The sequence below is a fragment of the Tersicoccus solisilvae genome, from assembly GCF_014643255.1.
GTDB classification, from domain to species: domain Bacteria; phylum Actinomycetota; class Actinomycetes; order Actinomycetales; family Micrococcaceae; genus Tersicoccus; species Tersicoccus solisilvae.
Window position 1 is genome coordinate 87,020 of sequence record NZ_BMJI01000002.1, and the last position, 19,342, is coordinate 106,361.

General features: G+C 72.7%; 17 protein-coding genes. 16 read left to right on the forward strand and 1 reads right to left on the reverse strand.

The window, feature by feature from the left end:
• Positions 1-124: 124 nt before the first annotated feature.
• From IEX22_RS03320 to nusB, 10 genes are all read left to right on the forward strand, one after another.
• Positions 125-496 (forward strand): DUF948 domain-containing protein, encoded by a 372-nt coding sequence (locus IEX22_RS03320; protein WP_188666286.1) that lies wholly within the window; start codon positions 125-127, stop codon positions 494-496.
• Positions 493-3,171 carry an alanine--tRNA ligase gene (gene alaS, locus IEX22_RS03325; RefSeq protein ID WP_188666288.1) on the forward strand — a complete coding sequence of 893 codons (2,679 nt, stop codon included), beginning with the start codon at positions 493-495 and terminating at the stop codon, positions 3,169-3,171. The genes IEX22_RS03320 and alaS overlap by 4 nt, the downstream gene beginning before the upstream one ends.
• Entirely contained in the window at positions 3,168-3,716 is a 549-nt protein-coding gene (gene ruvX / locus IEX22_RS03330; RefSeq protein WP_188666290.1) for a Holliday junction resolvase RuvX, read from the forward strand. The genes alaS and ruvX overlap by 4 nt, the downstream gene beginning before the upstream one ends.
• On the forward strand, positions 3,713-4,897 hold the full coding sequence (gene mltG / locus IEX22_RS03335) for an endolytic transglycosylase MltG (protein ID WP_188666292.1): 1,185 nt from the start codon (positions 3,713-3,715) through the stop codon (positions 4,895-4,897). The genes ruvX and mltG overlap by 4 nt, the downstream gene beginning before the upstream one ends.
• On the forward strand, positions 4,888-5,820 hold the full coding sequence (locus IEX22_RS03340; protein WP_229659744.1) for a shikimate dehydrogenase: 933 nt from the start codon (positions 4,888-4,890) through the stop codon (positions 5,818-5,820). Before mltG ends, IEX22_RS03340 begins: the two co-directional genes overlap by 10 nt.
• 29 nt (positions 5,821-5,849) lie before the next feature.
• Positions 5,850-7,061 (forward strand): chorismate synthase, encoded by a 1,212-nt coding sequence (aroC, locus tag IEX22_RS03345; RefSeq protein WP_188666299.1) that lies wholly within the window; start codon positions 5,850-5,852, stop codon positions 7,059-7,061.
• Positions 7,058-7,654 (forward strand): shikimate kinase, encoded by a 597-nt coding sequence (locus tag IEX22_RS03350; RefSeq protein ID WP_229659745.1) that lies wholly within the window; start codon positions 7,058-7,060, stop codon positions 7,652-7,654. Before aroC ends, IEX22_RS03350 begins: the two co-directional genes overlap by 4 nt.
• On the forward strand, positions 7,651-8,742 hold the full coding sequence (gene aroB, locus IEX22_RS03355) for a 3-dehydroquinate synthase (RefSeq protein WP_188666301.1): 1,092 nt from the start codon (positions 7,651-7,653) through the stop codon (positions 8,740-8,742). Before IEX22_RS03350 ends, aroB begins: the two co-directional genes overlap by 4 nt.
• 91 nt (positions 8,743-8,833) lie before the next feature.
• Positions 8,834-9,394 (forward strand): elongation factor P, encoded by a 561-nt coding sequence (gene efp / locus IEX22_RS03360; protein WP_188666303.1) that lies wholly within the window; start codon positions 8,834-8,836, stop codon positions 9,392-9,394.
• Complete coding sequence (gene nusB / locus IEX22_RS03365) at positions 9,394-9,804, forward strand: transcription antitermination factor NusB (RefSeq protein ID WP_188666304.1); 411 nt, start codon at positions 9,394-9,396, stop codon at positions 9,802-9,804. The genes efp and nusB overlap by 1 nt, the downstream gene beginning before the upstream one ends.
• A 19-nt stretch (positions 9,805-9,823) precedes the next feature.
• Here the strand turns inward: nusB and IEX22_RS03370 are convergent, their stop codons facing one another.
• Positions 9,824-11,155 (reverse strand): PrsW family intramembrane metalloprotease, encoded by a 1,332-nt coding sequence (locus tag IEX22_RS03370; protein ID WP_188666306.1) that lies wholly within the window; start codon positions 11,153-11,155, stop codon positions 9,824-9,826.
• 92 nt (positions 11,156-11,247) lie between these two features.
• Here IEX22_RS03370 and pyrR point away from each other — a divergent pair, with 92 nt between their 5' ends.
• From pyrR to carB, 6 genes are read left to right on the forward strand one after another with little or no spacing between them, the layout of a single operon-like run.
• Positions 11,248-11,871 (forward strand): bifunctional pyr operon transcriptional regulator/uracil phosphoribosyltransferase PyrR, encoded by a 624-nt coding sequence (pyrR, locus tag IEX22_RS03375; protein ID WP_188666308.1) that lies wholly within the window; start codon positions 11,248-11,250, stop codon positions 11,869-11,871.
• Positions 11,868-12,902, forward strand: coding sequence for an aspartate carbamoyltransferase catalytic subunit (locus IEX22_RS03380; protein ID WP_188666310.1), 1,035 nt, complete (start codon positions 11,868-11,870; stop codon positions 12,900-12,902). Before pyrR ends, IEX22_RS03380 begins: the two co-directional genes overlap by 4 nt.
• Positions 12,899-14,263: a dihydroorotase gene (locus tag IEX22_RS03385; RefSeq protein WP_229659746.1), complete on the forward strand. Its 1,365-nt coding sequence runs from the start codon at positions 12,899-12,901 to the stop codon at positions 14,261-14,263. The genes IEX22_RS03380 and IEX22_RS03385 overlap by 4 nt, the downstream gene beginning before the upstream one ends.
• The gene (locus IEX22_RS03390; RefSeq protein ID WP_229659747.1) at positions 14,260-14,865 is read left to right on the forward strand and encodes a PH-like domain-containing protein; all 606 of its coding nucleotides are present in this window, start codon (positions 14,260-14,262) and stop codon (positions 14,863-14,865) included. Before IEX22_RS03385 ends, IEX22_RS03390 begins: the two co-directional genes overlap by 4 nt.
• Positions 14,862-16,004: a glutamine-hydrolyzing carbamoyl-phosphate synthase small subunit gene (gene carA / locus IEX22_RS03395; protein ID WP_188666318.1), complete on the forward strand. Its 1,143-nt coding sequence runs from the start codon at positions 14,862-14,864 to the stop codon at positions 16,002-16,004. The genes IEX22_RS03390 and carA overlap by 4 nt, the downstream gene beginning before the upstream one ends.
• Entirely contained in the window at positions 16,004-19,330 is a 3,327-nt protein-coding gene (carB, locus tag IEX22_RS03400) for a carbamoyl-phosphate synthase large subunit (protein ID WP_188666324.1), read from the forward strand. The genes carA and carB overlap by 1 nt, the downstream gene beginning before the upstream one ends.
• Positions 19,331-19,342: the final 12 nt, after the last annotated feature.

Sequence of the window (19,342 nt, forward strand, 5' to 3'; positions counted from 1 at the left end):
AAGCACCACGAACAGCCCGCGGCACACGCCGCGGGCTGTTCGTGCCTGAAGAAGCGGACACTCTAGAGTGGACCGGGGCCGGACGCGCCCCGGAACCCCAGCCGAGACCGACCGAGGAGACCCGATGAGTGGTGGCGACATCGCCGGACTGATCGCCGCCGGCGTCTTCGCCGTGCTGGTGATCCTGCTCGCGGTCCCGATCCTCAAACTCGGGGCCGTGTTCGACGAGGCCCGCCGCGCCATCCGCGGCGTCAGCGACGAGACCACGCCCCTGCTGCAGGAGGTCACCGGCACCGTCGCGACCACGCACGAGCAGCTGCGCCGCGTCGACGACATCTCCCGACACCTCGCCGCGACGGCCGCCAGCCTGTCCTCCCTCTCGGCCAGCGTCACCGCCCTGATCGGCACGCCCCTGGGCCGGCTCGCCGCCGTCGCCCAGCGCCTCACCACCCCCGCACGAACCCCGACCACGCGAAGGACCGCCCGCCGACCATGAAGACGCACGAGATCACCGACCGCTGGAAGTCCTACTTCGCCAAGCACGGGCACGAGGTCGTGCCCTCGGCGTCGCTGGTCTCCGCGGACCCGACCGTGATGTTCAACATCGCGGGCATGGTGCCCTTCATCCCGTACCTGACCGGTCGGCAGACCCCGCCCTACTCGCGGGCCACCAGCGTGCAGAAGTGCATCCGCACCCTCGACATCGACGAGGTCGGCAAGACCGCCCGGCACGGCACCTTCTTCCAGATGGCCGGCAACTTCTCCTTCGGCGACTACTTCAAGGAAGGCGCCATCACGTTCGCGTGGGAGCTGCTGACCACCCCGGTGGCCGCCGGGGGCTTCGGCCTGGACCCGGACCGGCTCTGGGTCACCGTCTACCTGGACGACGACGAGGCGGCCGGCATCTGGCACCAGAAGATCGGCCTGCCCGCCGAGCGGATCCAGCGTCTCGGCATGGAGGACAACTACTGGCACACCGGCCAGCCCGGTCCCGCCGGCCCCGACTCGGAGATCTTCTACGACCGTGGGGAGAAGTACGGTCCCGGCGGGGGACCGGCCGCCAACGACACCCGGTACATCGAGATCTGGAATCTCGTGTTCATGCAGTACCAGCGCGGTGAGGGCAGCGGCGACGACTTCCCGATCCTCGGCGAGCTGCCGAAGAAGAACATCGACACCGGCCTGGGCGTCGAGCGCCTCGCCATGATCCTGCAGGGCGTCGAGAACATGTACGAGACGGACCAGGTCCGTCCCGTGCTCGACGCCGCCGCGGCCCTGTCCGGCAGGACCTACACCAGCACCGAGGACAAGAACGACCCGGCGTACGCGGACGACGTGCGGATGCGCGTGGTGGCCGATCACGTCCGGTCCGCCCTGATGCTCATCAGCGACGGGGTCGCCCCCTCCAACGAGGGTCGCGGCTACATCCTGCGCCGGCTGATCCGCCGGGCCGTGCGGGCCATGCGCCTGCTCGGTGTCGAGGACGCCTGCCTGCCCGCGCTGCTGCCGGCCTCCCGGGACGCGATGAAGGGCACCTACCCGGAGGTCGAGGCGGACTTCTCCCGGATCAGCCGCATCGCCTACGCGGAGGAGAAGGCCTTCCTGCGCACCATCGCCTCCGGCACCGCGCGGCTCGACGAGGCGGTCGCCGCCTCCCGCGCCGCCGGCACGCCGCTCTCCGGGCAGGACGCCTTCACCCTGCACGACACGTACGGCTTCCCGATCGACCTGACCCTGGAGATGGCCGCGGAGGCCGGCCTGTCGGTCGACGAGACCGGGTTCCGCACCCTGATGGCGGAACAGCGCGACCGGGCCCGCGCCGACGCCAGGGGCAAGAAGTCCGGCGGCGTCGACCTGAGCGTCTACCGCGACCTGATGACCGACGGCGGCACGACCTTCACCGGCTACGACGAGCTGACGACGGCGTCCCGCGTGCGGGGCGTGCTCTCCGGCGGCGCGCCGACCGGCAGCGCCGGCGTCGGCCAGGAGATCGAGATCGTCCTGGACGAGACCCCGTTCTACGCGGAGGGCGGCGGCCAGGCCGCCGACACCGGACTGATCACCGGGGACGGGTACGTCCTCGAGGTCACCGACGTGCAGGCCCCGATCAAGGGGCTGAGCGTGCACCGGGCGATCGTGCGCGAGGGCGAGGTCTACCCGGGGGCCCGCGCGACCGCGGACGTCGACCGGGAGCGGCGCCGCGCCGGGGAACAGGCGCATTCGGGCACCCACCTCGTGCACGCCGCCCTGCACCAGGTGCTCGGGCCCGAGGCGCTGCAGCGCGGCTCCTTCAACAAGGCCGGCTACCTGCGCTTCGACTTCTCGTGGGGTGAGCAGCTCTCGGCCGCCGCGCGCAGCGAGGTGGAGGAGGTCACCAACCTCGCCATCCGCAACGACCACGAGGTCGTCACCCGCGTGATGCCGCTGGCCGAGGCGAAGGCCCTCGGGGCGACCGCCCTGTTCGGCGAGAACTACGGTGACACCGTGCGCGTCGTCGAGATCGACGGCGCCTGGTCCCGCGAGCTGTGCGGCGGCACCCACGTGGCCAACACCTCCCTGATCGGCTCCCTCACCCTGACCGGCGAGCAGTCGGTCGGCTCCGGCAACCGCCGCGTCGAGGCGTTCGTCGGCATGGAGGCGTTCCGGCACCTGGCCGCCGAGAGGGCGCTCGTCACCGAACTGTCCGAGATGCTCAAGGTGCCCTCCCCGCAGCTGCCCGAGCGGCTCGCGGCGACGTTGAACCGGCTCAAGACCGTGGAGAAGGAACTGGACCGGCTGCGCGCCGCGTCCCTCGCCGCGTCCGCCGCCGCGCTGGTCGACACTGCGCAGGACGTCGACGGGGTGCGCCTGATCGCGCACGACGCCGGGCAGGTCTCCGGCGCCGACGATCTGCGCACCCTGGCGCTGGACCTGCGCTCCCGCCTCGGCTCCGGGCCCGCCGTGGTCGCCCTCACCGGGGTCGCGAAGGACCGGCCGCAGGTGCTCGTGGCCACCAACGACGCGGCCCGCGCCGCCGGGGTGAAGGCCGGCGCCCTGGTCCGCGTCGCTGCCGGGGTGCTCGGCGGCGGTGGCGGCGGCAAGGACGACATCGCCCAGGGCGGCGGGTCCGATGCCGGCCGGATCCCGGCCGCGCTGTCCGCCGTGCGCGACGCCGTGGCGGGCCGTGCATGACCGCTGACGACGGGCCCCGCTTCGCGCCGGGCGTGCGGATGGGCGTCGACGTCGGGGCCGTGCGCGTCGGCGTCGCCGCGAGCGACCCGCACCTGATCCTGGCCACTCCCGTCTCCACCGTGCCCCGCGACACGGCCACCGACAGCGACATTGCGGCTATTGTGGGCGAGATACGGGAGCGCGACGCCGTCGGCGTGTACGTCGGACTGCCGCGCACCCTCGCGGGGCAGGAAGGAACCAGTGCGCGGATGGCCCGTGAGTACGCCCAGCGCCTCGCCGACCGGCTCGCCGCACCACGCGGGCCCCACGAGCCCCCCGTCGAGGTCTACCTGATCGACGAGCGCCTGACCACCGTGTCCGCGCACCGGTCCCTGCACGCCGCGGGGCTGCCGATGAAGAAGCACCGCAGCCGGGTGGACCAGGTGGCCGCGACCGGCATCCTGCAGCAGGCCCTGGACGGGCTGCGTGCGGGCCGCCGGCCCGGTGAACCCGTCCCCCCGACCACCCCGGCGGAGACCCCGCCCGATGATGGAGGCCGTTCGTGAGCCACCTCTCCCACGGCCGTCCCGAGGACACCAGCACGGGTTCCCTGGACGCCATTCCCGGTTTCGGCCACGACGACGAGGACCGCAAGCGCCACGACCGCCGAGCGCGCCCGCCGCGTCGGGTCCGCCGCCGCCGCACCGTCGTCGTGCTCGCCGCGCTCGCCCTCGTTGTCGTCGCCGTCGTCGTGCTCGCCAACACCCTGGTCGCCCCGTTCCTGGCCCGGTTCCAGACGCCGGACTATCCCGGCCCCGGCAAGGACAGCGCGATCGTGACCGTCGCCCAGGGCGACACCAACCAGGCGATCGGCAACACCCTCGTCCAGCAGGGCGTGATCGCCAGCACCAAGGCCTTCACCGAGGCGCTGCAGAACCAGGGCGGCGGCAAGTTCATCCAGCCCGGTCAGTACCAGCTGAAGAAGGAGATGAAGGCCTCCGACGCGCTGACCTCGATGCTGGACACCACCGCCAGCGCCGTCCACTACGCGGCCGTGAGCCAGAACCTGCGGCAGAGCGACGTGTTCGCGATCCTCTCCAAGGCGACGAGCGTGCCCGTGGCCCAGTTCCAGGCCCTCGCGAAGAACCCGCAACAGTTCGGGCTGCCCGCGAAGGCACCCAGCCTCGAGGGCTACCTGCACCCGGGCGAGTACCGGTTCGCCCTCGACGCGAAGCCGAAGGACATCATCGGCCAGATGGTCGCCAGCACCAAGAAGTCGCTGACCGACGCGGGTGTCACCGACCCGAACGAGCAGTACCGGCTGCTCACCATCGCGTCCATCATCGAGGCGGAGGCCGGTGAGGCCGACTACGGCAAGGTCTCCGGCGCCATCTACAACCGGCTCGGTCCGAACAACAAGGAGACCGTCGGTCGGCTCGACTCGGACGCCACGGTCAGCTACGGGCTCGGCCGGCGCAGCTACCAGATCTCCAACGAGGAGAAGCAGGACGCGAGCAACAAGTACAACACCTTCGCCAACCCGGGCCTGCCGGTCGGGCCGATCGGTTCCCCGGCGGGCAAGGCCATCGAGGCGGCGAAGAACCCCGAGAAGGTGCCGTACTTCTACTGGGTGACGGTCAACCTGGACACGGGGGAGACCAAGTACGCGACCACGCTCGAGGAGCACCAGCGCAACGTGGACGAGTACACCGCCTGGTGCGGCGCGAACCCCGGCAAGTGCGACTGACGCCCGACCACCAGCGCGACGGGGCGCCGGGCGAGGCGACGACGCGCCGGGCGGCCGTGCTCGGGCACCCGATCGCGCACAGCCTGTCCCCGGTGCTGCATCCCGCCGCGTACCGGGTGCTCGAGACGGACATCGCGTACGAGGCGATCGACACGACCCTGGAGCAGCTCGACGACGTCCTGCGCCGGATCCGTGCCGAGGACGTCTGGATCGGCCTGTCGGTGACCATGCCGTTGAAGGCCGCCGTCGCCGAGCGGGTCGACCGGCTGGCCGGCCGGGCGGAGGCCCTCGGCGTCGTCAACACGGTCACCGTGTCCGGGGATCCCGGAGCCCGCGTGCTGACCGGCCACAACACGGACGTCGACGGCATCGTCGGCGCCGTCACCCACGCCGGCGCGGCGCCGGGGCTGCGCGGAGCGATCCTCGGCGGCGGGGGCACCGCCACTGCGGCGGTCGCCGCCCTGGCGGCCCTCGCGGCCCGGGAGGTCGACGTGTTCGTGCGTGACTCGTCCCGCGCCGCCAACGTCCGCCGGGTCGGCCGGAGGCTCGGCGTCGACCTGACCTTCTGCGACTGGGACGACGCCGTCGCCCGCCTCGCCGAGGCCGACCTCGTCGTCGCCACCCTGCCCCCGCGCGGGGCGGACGGCCTCGCGGCCGCGATGGTGCAGGCCCACACCGCCGTCCGGCCGGGCGCCGTCCTGCTGGACGCCGCCTACGACCCGTGGCCCTCGGCGCTGGCCGACCACTGGGAGCGGGCCGGCGGCACCATCGTCCCGGGCCTGGAGATGCTGCTCTACCAGGCCGTCGAGCAGGTGCGCCTGTTCGCGCCCGACGCGTGGGACGCCCGCATCGTCGACGCCGACGCGCGCAGCACCCTGCTCGACGCCATGTGTGACGCGGTGGGGCTGCCCCGGCGCGGATGACGGTCCCGCCCCGTGCGAGGATGGAAACCATGCGCTGGTTGACTGCGGGAGAATCACACGGTCCGGCGGTCGTCGGCATCCTGGAGGGCGTTCCCGCCGGCATCGAGGTGACCACCGCGCAGATCCAGGCCGCACTCGCGCGGCGCCGGCTCGGCTACGGCCGCGGCGCCCGGATGTCCTTCGAGAAGGACGCCGTCCGCCTCCTCGGCGGGGTCCGGCACGGCCTGAGCCAGGGCGGGCCCGTCGCCATCGAGGTCGGCAACACCGAGTGGCCGAAGTGGGAGCAGATCATGGCCGCCGACCCGGTCGACCCGGACGTGGTCGCCGGGCTGGCCCGCAACGCCCCGCTCACCAGGCCCCGCCCCGGGCACGCCGACTTCACCGGCATGCAGAAGTACGGGTTCGACGAGGCGCGGCCCGTGCTCGAACGCGCCAGCGCCCGCGAGACCGCCACCCGGGTCGCCCTCGGTACCGTGGCCGCGAACTTCCTCCACCAGCTCGGCATCGACCTGGTCAGCCACACCGTCGCCATCGGCCCGGTCGCCGCACCGGCCGAGGCGCCCGTCCCGGTGCCCGGGGACGTCGACGCGCTCGACGCCGACCCGATGCGCTGCTTCGACCCCGCCACGTCGACGGCGATGGTGGCCGAGGTGGACGCCGCCCACAAGGAGGGGGAGACCCTCGGCGGCGTCGTCGAGGTCCTCGCCTACGGCCTGCCGCCGGGACTGGGCAGCTACGTGCACTGGGACCGGCGCCTGGACTCCCGGCTGGCCGGCGCCCTGATGGGCATCCAGGCGATCAAGGGCGTCGAGGTCGGCGACGGCTTCACCACCGCCACCCGCCGCGGTTCGGCCGCGCACGACGAGATCGTCCGTGACGAGCACGGCGTCATCGTCCGCTCCACCAACCGCGCCGGCGGCATCGAGGGCGGCATGAGCATCGGCGACACCCTCCGGGTCCGCGCCGCGATGAAGCCCATCGCCACCGTGCCCCGCGCCCTGCGCACCATCGACGTCGCCACCGGCGAGGAGGCGAAGGCCCACCACCAGCGTTCCGACGTGTGCGCGGTGCCCGCCGCGGGCGTGGTCGCCGAGGCCATGGTCGCCCTCGTGCTCGCCGACGCGGTGCTGGAGAAGTTCGGCGGCGACTCGGTCGCGGAGACCCGCCGCAACCTGACCGCGTTCGTCGACGCCGTCCCGGCCGCCCTGGACTCGTTCGGCCACGACGGCGCGACGCGGTGACCCCGCATCCGGGACCGCCGGCCGCCCTGCTCAAACCCGTCGTCATCATCGGCCCGATGGCGGCCGGCAAGTCCTTCCTCGGCATGTGGATGGCCGACCTCTTCGGGTACACCTTCATCGACGCGGACCAGGTGATCGTCAGCCGGCACGGCTCCATCCAGGAGATCTTCGTCGAGCACGGCGAGGAGCGGTTCCGCGAGCTGGAACGGGACACCATCTGCGACCTGCTCGGTGAGCACCGCCCGCCCCCGCACGACGTGCATGCCAACGCGTCCGGCACCGACAGCGGGGCACTGGTCCTCTCCGTCGGCGGCGGGGCGCCCATGCACCCGGACATCGCCCAGGCCCTCGCCGACACCGTCGTCGTCTACCTGAAGACCGACCTCGAGACCGTGCTGCCGCGGATCACGGGAACCTTCACCCGGCCGATGCTCCGGCCGGACCCCCGCCGCCGGTGGACCGAGCTCTACGAGCAGCGCCGGCCCACCTTCGAGCGGCTCGCCGACATCACCCTCGACGTCCCGGGCCGGCCCATCCAGGACATCGCCATCGAACTGAACAACCGCCTGTTGCACTGGGAGGAGAACGCGTGAACGCGTCCACGACCACCATCCGGGTCTGCGGATCCACCAGCGCCGAGTCCTACGACGTCCTCGTCGGCCGGGGCCTGCTCGGCGCCCTGCCGGCGACCCTGGGCGAACGGGTGCGACGGGTGCTGATCATCCACCCCCGGGCCCTGCGCACGACCGGGGAGACGGTGCGCCAGGAGCTGCTCGACGCCGGGTACACCGCCCTGCTCGCGGAGATCCCGGACGCCGAGGAGGGCAAGCACATCCAGGTGGCCGCGTTCTGCTGGCAGGTGCTCGGCCAGAACGACTTCACGCGCTCCGACGCCATCGTCTCCGTCGGCGGGGGCGCCGTCAGCGACGTCGCCGGCTTCGTGGCCGCCACTTGGCTGCGCGGGGTGAAGGTCGTGCACCTGCCCACCTCGCTGCTGGGCATGGTCGACGCCGCGGTCGGTGGGAAGACCGGCATCAACACCGCGGAGGGCAAGAACCTGGTCGGGGTGTTCCACCCCCCCGCCGCCGTCCTCGCGGACCTGGACGCCCTGGCCACCCTGCCGCGTAACGAGCTGATCCCAGGGCTGGCCGAGGTGGTCAAGTGCGGGTTCATCGCCGACCCGGTCATCCTCGACACCATCGAGCAGCAGCCCGATGCCGCCACCGACGCCGGCTCGGACGTGCTGCGGGACCTGGTCGAGCGGGCCATCACGGTCAAGGCCGACATCGTCTCCACCGACCTGAAGGAGTCCGGCCGACGCGAGTTCCTCAACTACGGGCACACCCTCGCGCACGCCATCGAGCTCGCGGAGCGGTACCAGTGGCGGCACGGGGCGGCGGTCTCCGTCGGGCTGGTCTACGCGGCCGAGCTCGGCCGGCTGGTGGGGCGCACGCCCGACGACGTCGCCGACCGGCACCGCTCCATCCTGACCGGCCTCGGCCTGCCCGTCACCTACCGCGGTGACCGCTGGAAGACCCTGCTCGACGGGATGCGCCGCGACAAGAAGGCCCGCGGCGACCTGCTGCGCTTCATCGTCCTGGACGGGCTCGGCAAGCCGGGCATCCTCGAGGTGCCGGACACGTCCCTGCTGTTCACGGCCTTCGGCGAGATCGCGGACTGAGGCAGCCGCTCCCGCCCGCACCGGGAGGAGCGCCCCAGCAGGCTAGAATGGCCTCTGGTTTTTCGACATCGATACGGTGAGAGAGCGGTCTGTGGCAACCACGAACGACATCAAGAACGGCAGCGTCCTCAACCTCGAGGGCAACCTGTGGAACGTCATCGAGTTCCAGCACGTGAAGCCCGGCAAGGGCGGCGCGTTCGTGCGCACCAAGCTGCGGAACGTGCGCACCAGCAAGGTCGTCGACAAGACGTTCAACGCCGGCACCAAGGTGGACTTCGCGACCGTCGACCGGCGCGACTACCAGTACCTGTACCAGGACGGCGCCGACTTCGTGTTCATGGACACGGCCGACTACGACCAGCTGACCGTGCCCGGTGAGACCGTGGGCGACGCTGCGAACTTCATGCTCGAGAGCATGACTGTGCAGATCGCGCTGCACGAGGGCGAGGTGCTCTACATCGAGCTGCCGCCGTCCGTGGTCCTCGAGATCACCTACACCGAGCCGGGCCTGCAGGGCGACCGGTCCTCGGCCGGCACGAAGCCGGCCACCGTGGAGACCGGCTACGAGATCCAGGTGCCGCTCTTCCTCGAGACCGGCACCCGGGTCAAGGTCGACACCCGCACCGGGGACTACCTGGGCCGCGTCAACTGATGAGTGCCCGCGGCAAGGCCCGGCGCCGGGCCTTCGAGATCCTCTTCGAGGCCGAGCAGCGGTCGCTGCCGACCGGGGAGATCCTCGCGCTGCGGCGGCGGAACACCGAGGCGACCTACGGGGAGTACACCGAGCAGATCATCGACGGGGTGATCAGCCGGCAGGCCGAGATCGACGAGTACCTGACGACGTACTCGCAGGGCTGGTCCCTCGAGCGGATGCCCTCCGTGGACCGCGTCGTCCTGCGGGTCGGCGCGTGGGAGCTGTTGTTCAACGACGACGTGCCGGACAACGTGGCCGTCGCCGAGGCCGTCGCGATGGCGCGGGAACTCTCCACGGACGACTCGCCGTCGTTCATCAACGGCCTGCTCGGCCGGTTGCAGCAGCTCAAGCCGACGCTGCTGGCCTGAGCGGCGGTGCCGGGGCCGCTCACCGCACCCGGGCGAGCACCTCGCCGCGGGCCGTGGTGACCGCGTGCAGCAGGCGCAGCTCCTCCTCCTGCTGCGTGTCCCGGTCGAAACCGGCGATGATCCGCTGCCGGGTGAACGCCAGCGCCGTCGCGTCCCGGACGAACCGTTTCATCGGCGCACGGGCGCCGCGGGTCCCCGCCCACGCCAGCGCCTGACGCCGGCCGGCCGGGGTCGCGAGCATCTGCACCTCGGCGGGCGTGAACCAGCCCGCGTGCACGTAATCGGCCAGCCGCGCCCGAGTCAGCCGCACCTCGCCGCGGCCCAGCAGCACGACACCGACGATGCCGAGCACGAAGAGCGGCACCTCGATCAGGACGTAGAAGCCGAGGAAGCTGCCGGCCAGGGTCGCGCCGCCGTTCCAGAGCGCGTGCAGCGCGACCGCGGGCAGCAGGCCGAGCACGAAGGCCAGCAGCACCGGGGCGGTCCGGTGCCGGCGGGACGCCCAGCCCAGGGCGAAGCCGAGGCACGCGGTGAACATGGTGTGCGCGAACGGGGAGAGCAGGCCGCGGCCGATGAAGATCGCCGCCAGGGAGCCGTCGATGACACCGGCCTGCGCGAGGGTGGAACCGAAGTAGAGGATGTTCTCCGTGAAGGCGAAGCCCGCGGCCACCAGCATCGCGTAGACGACGCCGTCGACGGGCCCGTCCACGTGCCGGCGGCGCAGCAGCACCAGCAGCAGCACGCCCAGGCCCTTGGCGAACTCCTCGACCACGGGGGCCTGCAGCACCGTGCCGAGCACCTCGGACGTGGACGGGTCCGTCGCGGCCTGCAGGTAGCGGCGCACCGGCTCGCCGATCGTCATGGTGACCACGATCGACCCGGCCGCCCCCCACAGGAACGCGAACGCCTTCGTCACCAGCGGTTCGGGCTCCCAGCGGTCCAGCCAGCGCACGGCCAGCAGGACGATCGACAGGGGCACCAGGGCCAGCACCCAGCAGATCAGGAACGCCGTCGCCCCGAGCCGGGACACCAGCAGCAGCCCGACGCCGACCGACGCCGCCGCGAGGAACACGAACAGCAGCACGAGCACCACCGTCCCGGCCACGCCGCGGCGACGTCGCGCCGGGGCCTGCCAGAGGGGCGCCACCGCGACCTGGCGCTCGGGAGCGGGGGAGGCGTGCGGCCGCGTCGGGGAGCGCCACCCGGGCGCCGTCCACCCGGGACCGGCCGGCCCGGCGAGGCCGCTCGAGCCGGCCGCCGAAGCGCCCGACGGTGCCGGGGAGTCGGCCCGGTAGGCCGGCTGGTCGTAGGGGTCGAAGGTGCGGTCCTGCCGCCGGCCCGGGGTCGTCATAGCCCCAGAATAGGGGCGGCTGCGTGGTAGCGTGGATGCCGCACCCACCCTTTAATGACCGTCCTGTGAGGCGGGGAAGGAGGAGGCAGCGGATGAGTGTGCCCCCCGACGGGAGCCCGGTGAGGACGCGCGTCGTCCTGGCGGCCCCGGACATCGACCGGGCGTTGACCCGGATCGCCCACGAGATCATCGAGGGCAACAAGGGAGCCGAGGATCTCCTGCTGCTGGGCATCCCCCGCCGCGGATTCCCGCTGGCCCGCCGGCTCGCCGCCCGCATCGGCGCCATCGAGCCCGGCATCGACCCGGAGGCCATCGTCGGCCAGCTCGACGTCACCATGTTCCGGGACGACCTGCGGCGCCACCCGACCCGCACCCCCCACGCCACGACGCTGCCCCCCGCGGGCGTGGACGACAAGGTCGTCGTCCTCGTCGACGACGTGCTCTACTCCGGCCGGACCATCCGGGCGGCCCTGGACGCCATCGCCGACCTGGGCCGGCCACGCATCATCCGACTCGCGGTGCTCGTGGACCGCGGCCACCGCGAACTGCCGATCCGCGCCGACCACGTGGGCAAGAACCTGCCGACCTCCTCCGCCGAGCGGGTCCGGGTCCGCCTGACCGAGACGGACGGCGAGGACGCCGGGCCGCGCGACGGCGCCGGGGACGGTGTCGGCTCCGGGCCCGGCTCTCTCGACGAGGTCGTGATCGAGGGATGAAGCACCTGCTGAGCACCGCGGGCCTGCCCCGGGCCACCGCCGTCGGTCTGCTGGACACCGCCGAGCGGATGTCCGAGGTGGAGCACCGGGAGATCAAGAAGCTGCCGGTGCTGCGCGGCCGGACCGTCGTCAACCTCTTCTTCGAGGACTCCACCCGCACCCGCATCTCCTTCGAGGCCGCCGCCAAGCGGCTGAGCGCGGACGTCATCAACTTCGCCGCCAGGGGCTCCTCGGTATCCAAGGGCGAATCGCTCAAGGACACCGCCCAGACCCTGGAGGCGATGGGCGCCGACGCCGTCGTCATCCGGCACGCCTCCTCCGGTGCCGCCGAGCAGCTCGCCCGGTCCGGCTGGATCGACGCGGGCGTGGTCAACGCCGGGGACGGCACCCACGAGCACCCGACGCAGGCGCTGCTGGACGCGTTCACCCTGCGCCGGCACCGGGCCGCCGTCGCCGGCACCGATCCCGCCGGCACCGACCTGGCCGGGATGCGGGTCGCCATCGTCGGGGACGTGCTGCACTCCCGGGTCGCCCGGTCCAACCTCTGGCTGCTCACCACGCTCGGCGCCGACGTCACCCTCGTCGCGCCGCCCACCCTGGTCCCCGTCGGAGCCGGCGGCTGGCCCGCGCGGATCAGCTACGACCTGGACGAGGTGCTCGACGGCGGTGTCGACGCCGTGATGATGCTGCGGGTGCAGGCCGAGCGGATGCAGGCCGCGTTCTTCCCGACGGCCCGCGAGTACGCCCGCCGGTGGGGGTTCGACGCGGCCCGGCTGGCCGCGCTCGACCGCGCCGGCGCCGCCGGTGCTCGGGCCGCTGCCGCCGAGACGATCATCATGCATCCCGGCCCGATGAACCGGGGCCTGGAGATCGCCGCCGAGGCCGCCGACTCACCGCGCTCGACGGTCCTGGCGCAGGTCCGCAACGGCGTGTCCGTGCGGATGGCCGTGCTCTACCACCTGCTCGCCGGCGGCCCGGACGACCCGTCCACGGGCTCCGCCGCCGACGCTCACCTCGAGAGGACGCCGTGACCGACTCCGTGACCGACGCCAGTGCCCTGCCTCCCGGCGGCGGCCGGTACCTGATCCGCGGCGCCCGCCTCCTCGGCGGCGCGCCCACCGACCTGCTGATCGAGGACGGGGTGATCACCGAGACCGGGGCCCTCTCCGCGGCCGGCGCGCAGCTCGTCGACGCCGACGGGCTGGTCGCCCTGCCCGGGTTCGTCGACCTGCACACCCACCTGCGCGAACCCGGCCGCGAGGACGCCGAGACGGTGCTGACCGGCTCCCGCGCCGCGGCCCTGGGCGGGTTCACCGCGGTGCACGCGATGGCCAACTCGGACCCGGTCGCCGACACCGCCGGCGTCGTCGAGCAGGTGTTCACCCTGGGCCGGGACGCGGGTTGGACCGAGGTGCGCCCGGTCGGCGCGGTCACCGTGGGTCTGGGCGGCACCCGGCTGGCCGAGCTCGGCGCCATGGCCGACTCCCGCGCCCGCGTCCGGGTCTTCTCCGACGACGGGATGTGCGTGCACGACCCGGTGCTGATGCGCCGGGCCCTGGAGTACGTCAAGGCGTTCGACGGTGTCGTCGCCCAGCACGCCCAGGAGCCCCGGCTGACCGAGGGCGCCCAGATGAACGAGGGCGCCGTCTCGGCGACCCTCGGGCTGACCGGCTGGCCCGCCGTCGCCGAGGAGGCGATCATCGCCCGCGACGTGCTGCTCGCCGAGCACGTCGGCTCCCGGCTGCACGTGTGCCACGTGTCCACCGCCGGCAGCGTGGAGCTGATCCGCTGGGCCAAGCAGCGCGGCGTCGCCGTCACCGCCGAGGTCACCCCGCACCACCTGATGCTCACCGACGAGGCCGTCACCGGGTACGACCCCGTGTTCAAGGTCAACCCGCCGCTGCGCACGGCCGAGGACGTCACCGCCCTGCGGCAGGGTGTCGCCGACGGCACGATCGACGTCATCGGCACCGATCACGCCCCGCACCCGGCCCAGGCCAAGGAGTGCGAGTGGAGCCAGGCCGCGATGGGCATGACCGGGCTGGAGACCGCGCTCCCCGTCGTCCAGGAGGCCCTGGTCGAGACCGGGATGCTCGACTGGGCGGGAGTCGCCCGGATCATGGCGCAGACCCCCGCCCGGATCGGCCGGCTGCCCTGGCAGGGTGGCGGCCTCGCCGTCGGGGAGCGGGCGAACCTCGTCCTGGTCGACCCGGCCGCGCGCCGCGTCGTCGACCCCGCGACGATGGCCACCAAGGGGCGCAACAGCCCGTTCGCCGGTCGCGAGCTGCCCGGCCGGGTGGTGGCGACCTTCCTCGCCGGGCACCCGACGGTGCTTGACGGTGCCCTGAACGCCCCGTTCACGGTGGCCACGGCGACGGGAGGCGCCCGATGACCGGCCGGGTGCTCGCCGTCGTCCTCCTCGTCGTCGCGCTCGTGGTCGTGTTCGCCCTGATGCGGCGCGGCTGGCTGGCCCGGCAGCGGCGCCAGGGTGACCTGCCGGCCCCCCACCGGAGCGGCGACCTCGGCGCGAGCATCGCCGCCGCCGACGGCATGTACGTGGTGACGACCACCGCCGGCGACTGGCTGGACCGGGTCGCCGTGCACGGCCTCGGCGTGCGCACCGCCGCCGCCCTGAGCGTGCACCCGGGCGGGGTGCTGATCTCCCGCCGCGGCGCCGACGACGTCGTGATCCCCGCCGCCGACCTGGAATCCGTCACCACCACCTCCGGCATGGCCGGCAAGTTCGTCGAGCGCGACGGGCTGCTCGTGCTCACCTGGCGGCTCGGCCCGCGGCGCGTCGACACGGGCTTCCGCGTCCGGCACGCGGGGGAGCAGGCGGCGCTGATCGAGGCGCTGCTGACCCTGCCGGGCGTGCGACGACGCGAGGCGCCGCGGGGCGTGCCCGACACCGAGCCGGTGTCCGGCCCCGACCGCGGCGCCACCACCACCGATCCCACCGACCCCACCACCGAGACCAGGGGACCTTCCGCATGACCACTCCCGCCATCCTGATCCTCGAGGACGGGCGCACCTTCCGCGGCCGCTCCTACGGCGCCGTCGGGCAGGCGCTCGGCGAGGCCGTCTTCGCCACCGGCATGACCGGCTACCAGGAGACCATCACCGACCCGTCCTACGCCGGCCAGCTCGTGGTGCAGACCGCACCGCACATCGGCAACACCGGCGTCAACCGCGAGGACGCCGAGTCCGTGCGCATCCAGGTCGCCGGCTACATCGTCCGCGACCCCGCCCGCCGCGCGTCCAACTGGCGCAGCGAGTCCTCCCTCGACGACGAGCTGGTCCGCCAGGGCGTCGTGGGCATCGCCGGCATCGACACCCGCGCGCTCACCCGGCACCTGCGCGACGCCGGCTCCATGCGCGGCGGCATCTTCTCCGGCCCCGCCGCCGAGCGGCCCGTCGCCGAGCTGGCCGCGGAGGTCGCCGCGAGCCCGCGGATGACCGGCGCGAAGCTGGCCGAGACGGTCTCCGTCAGCGAGCCCGAGGTGATCGAGCCCGCCGACCACGGCTGGGACGGGCCGGTCCGCTTCACCCTCGCCGCCGTCGACCTCGGCATCAAGGCGATGACCCCGCACCGGTTCGCCGAGCGCGGCGTGCGGGTGCACGTGCTGCCCGCCACGACCACGTGGGAGCAGCTGCAGGCGGTGCAGCCCGACGGCGTCTTCTACTCCAACGGTCCCGGCGACCCGGCCACCGCGGAGGACCAGATCGCCCTGCTGCGCCGGGTCCTGGACGCCCGGATCCCGTTCTTCGGGATCTGCTTCGGCAACCAGCTGCTCGGCCGGGCGCTCGGCTTCGGCACCTACAAGCTCCGCTTCGGGCACCGGGGCATCAACCAGCCGGTGCTGGACCGCAGCACCGGCAGGGTGGAGATCACCTCCCAGAACCACGGCTTCGCCGTCGACGCCCCCCTGGACGGACCCGTCGAGGCGCCCGCCGGGGACTACGGCCGGGTCGAGGTCAGCCACGTGTGCCTCAACGACGACGTCGTCGAGGGCCTGCGCTGCCTGGACATCCCCGCCTTCTCGGTCCAGTACCACCCGGAGGCGGCGGCCGGCCCGCACGACGCGGCCTACCTGTTCGACCGGTTCATCGCACTCATGGAGGACTCCCACTGATGCCCAGACGCGACGACCTCACCTCCGTCATGGTGATCGGCTCCGGGCCGATCGTCATCGGGCAGGCGGCCGAGTTCGACTACTCCGGCACCCAGGCACTGCGCGTGCTCAAGGAGGAGGGCCTGCGGGTCATCCTCGTCAACTCCAACCCGGCGACGATCATGACGGACCCGGAGCTGGCCGACGCCACGTACGTCGAGCCGATCACCCCGGAGGTGGTCGAGAAGATCATCGCCAAGGAGCGGCCCGACGCCCTGCTGCCGACCCTGGGCGGGCAGACCGCCCTGAACACCGCGATCGCACTCGACGGCAACGGGGTGCTCGAGAAGTACGGCGTCGAACTGATCGGCGCCAACGTCGCGGCGATCAACCTCGGCGAGGACCGCGAGGCCTTCAAGGGCGTCGTCGAGCGCTGCGGCGCCGAGTCCGCCCGGTCCCGGATCGTGCACAGCCTGGACGAGGCGTTCGCCGCCGTCGAGGAACTGAACTACCCCGTCGTCGTCCGCCCGTCCTTCACCATGGGCGGCCTCGGCTCGGGCATCGCCTACGACGAGACGGACCTGCGCCGCATCGCCGGCGCCGGCATCCAGTACAGCCCGACCTCCGAGGTGCTCCTGGAGGAGTCCATCCTCGGCTGGAAGGAGTACGAGCTGGAGATGATGCGCGACCGCAACGACAACGTCGTGGTGGTGTGCTCCATCGAGAACCTCGACCCGGTCGGCGTGCACACGGGCGACTCCATCACCGTCGCCCCCGCACTGACCCTGACGGACCGCGAGTACCAGAAGCTGCGCGACGTGGCCATCGCCGTCATCCGCGAGGTCGGCGTCGACACCGGCGGCTGCAACATCCAGTTCGCCGTCGAGCCGTCCACCGGCCGCGTCGTCGTGATCGAGATGAACCCCCGGGTGTCCCGCTCGTCCGCGCTGGCGTCGAAGGCCACCGGCTTCCCGATCGCCAAGATCGCCACGAAGCTGGCCGTCGGCTACACCCTGGACGAGATCCGCAACGACATCACCCGGGAGACCCCGGCGTCGTTCGAGCCGACCCTGGACTACGTCGTCGTCAAGGTGCCGCGCTTCGCGTTCGAGAAGTTCCCGGCCGCGGACCCGACGCTGACCACCACGATGAAGTCCGTCGGTGAGGCGATGGCCATCGGCCGCAACTTCACCGAGGCGCTGCAGAAGGCGATGCGCTCGCTCGAGCAGTCCGGCTCCTCGTTCGACTTCCGGCCGGCCGCCGCGGGGGAGAAGGAGGCCGCCCTCGCGGGCGCCGCCAGCCCGACGACGGCGCGCATCCACCAGGTCCAGCGGGCCCTGCTGGCCGGGGCGAGCATCGAGGAGCTGTTCGAGACCACGGCCATCGACCCGTGGTTCCTCGACCAGATCGTGCTGCTGAACGAGGTCGCCGCCGAGATCCGCGAGGCCGAGGGCCTGACGCCGGAGCTGCTGCGCCACGCCAAGCAGCACGGCTTCTCCGACGCCCAGCTAGGCTCCCTGACCCACCAGTCCGAGGCCGTGATCCGGGGCATCCGGCACGCCCTGGGCATCCGTCCCGTGTTCAAGACGGTGGACACCTGCGCCGCCGAGTTCGCCGCGTACACGCCGTACCACTACTCGGCGTACGACGAGGAGGACGAGATCGCGCCGCACGGACACCCGTCCGTCATCATCCTCGGCTCGGGGCCGAACCGGATCGGGCAGGGCATCGAGTTCGACTACTCGTGCGTGCACGCGTCCCTGGTGCTCGGCGAGGCCGGCATCGACACGGTGATGATCAACTGCAACCCCGAGACGGTCTCCACCGACTACGACATCTCCTCCCGGCTGTACTTCGAGCCGCTGACGCTGGAGGACGTGCTCGAGGTGATCGCCGCGGAGCGTCGCACCGGCGGCCTGCTCGGCGTGTTCGTGCAGCTGGGCGGGCAGACCCCGCTCAAGCTCGCCGAGCAGCTGCAGGCCGCGGGCGTGCCGATCCTGGGGACCCCGCCGGAGGCGATCGAGGCGGCCGAGCACCGCGGCGTGTTCTCCCGGGTGCTGGACGCGGCCGGGCTGACCGTCCCGAAGAACGGCACCGCCGTCAGCTTCGAGGACGCGAAGGCCATCGCCGACGAGATCGGCTACCCGGTGCTCGTGCGCCCGTCGTACGTGCTCGGCGGCCGCGGCATGGAGATCGTGTACGACGAGGCGGGCCTGGCCCGGTACATCGCGCACGCCACCGAGATCACCGAGGACCACCCGGCCCTGATCGACCGGTTCCTCGAGGACGCCATCGAGATCGACGTCGACGCCCTGTTCGACGGCACCGACCTGTACGTCGGCGGCGTCATGGAGCACATCGAGGAGGCCGGCATCCACTCCGGCGACTCCGCGTGCGTGCTCCCGCCGATCACGCTGGGCTCCGACGTCGTCGACCGGGTGCGCACCGCGACCCGGGCCATCGCGGACGGCGTCGGGGTGCGCGGGCTGATCAACATCCAGTTCGCCCTCGCCTCCGACGTGCTGTACGTGCTCGAGGCCAACCCCCGGGCGTCCCGGACCGTGCCGTTCGTGTCCAAGGCGACCGGCGTGCAGCTGGCCAAGGCCGCCGCCCTGATCGGCACCGGGAGGACGATCGCGCAGCTGCGCGGCTCGCTGCTCCCCGAGACCGGGGACGGGTCCACCCTGCCGCTGTCCGCGCCGTTCGCGGTCAAGGAGGCCGTGTTGCCGTTCAGCCGGTTCCGCACCCCGGAGGGCACGGTCGTCGACTCGCTGCTCGGCCCCGAGATGCGCTCCACCGGCGAGGTGATGGGCATCGACGCGTACTTCGACACGGCGTTCGCCAAGAGCCAGGCCGCGGCGAACAACGCACTGCCCTCGGAGGGCACCGCGTTCGTGTCGATCGCGAACCGGGACAAGCGGGCCATGGTGATGCCGATCAAGCGGCTCGCGGATCTGGGCTTCCGGCTGCTCGCCACCGCCGGTACCGCCGAGGTGCTGCGCCGCAACGGGATCTCGGCGGACGTGGTCCGCAAGATCGGCGAGGAGCCCGGCGCGGTGGGCGAGCAGGACGCGCCGACCATCGCGGAGCTGATCACCAGCGGCGGCGTCGACCTGGTCGCCAACACCCCCACCGGGGGAGCGGCGCGCGAGGACGGCTACGAGATCCGCGCGGCCGCCACCTCCACCGGCATCCCCGTGATCACCACGCTGGCCGAGCTGGGCGCCGCGGTGCAGGCGATCGAGGCGCAGCGCACCTACACGTGGTCGGTCGCCAGCCTGCAGGAGCACGCGGCGCGGCTGGCCGCGGCGCGTGACGCGGGCGAGCAGGAGCCGGCACGTGTCTGAGCGGGATCCCGG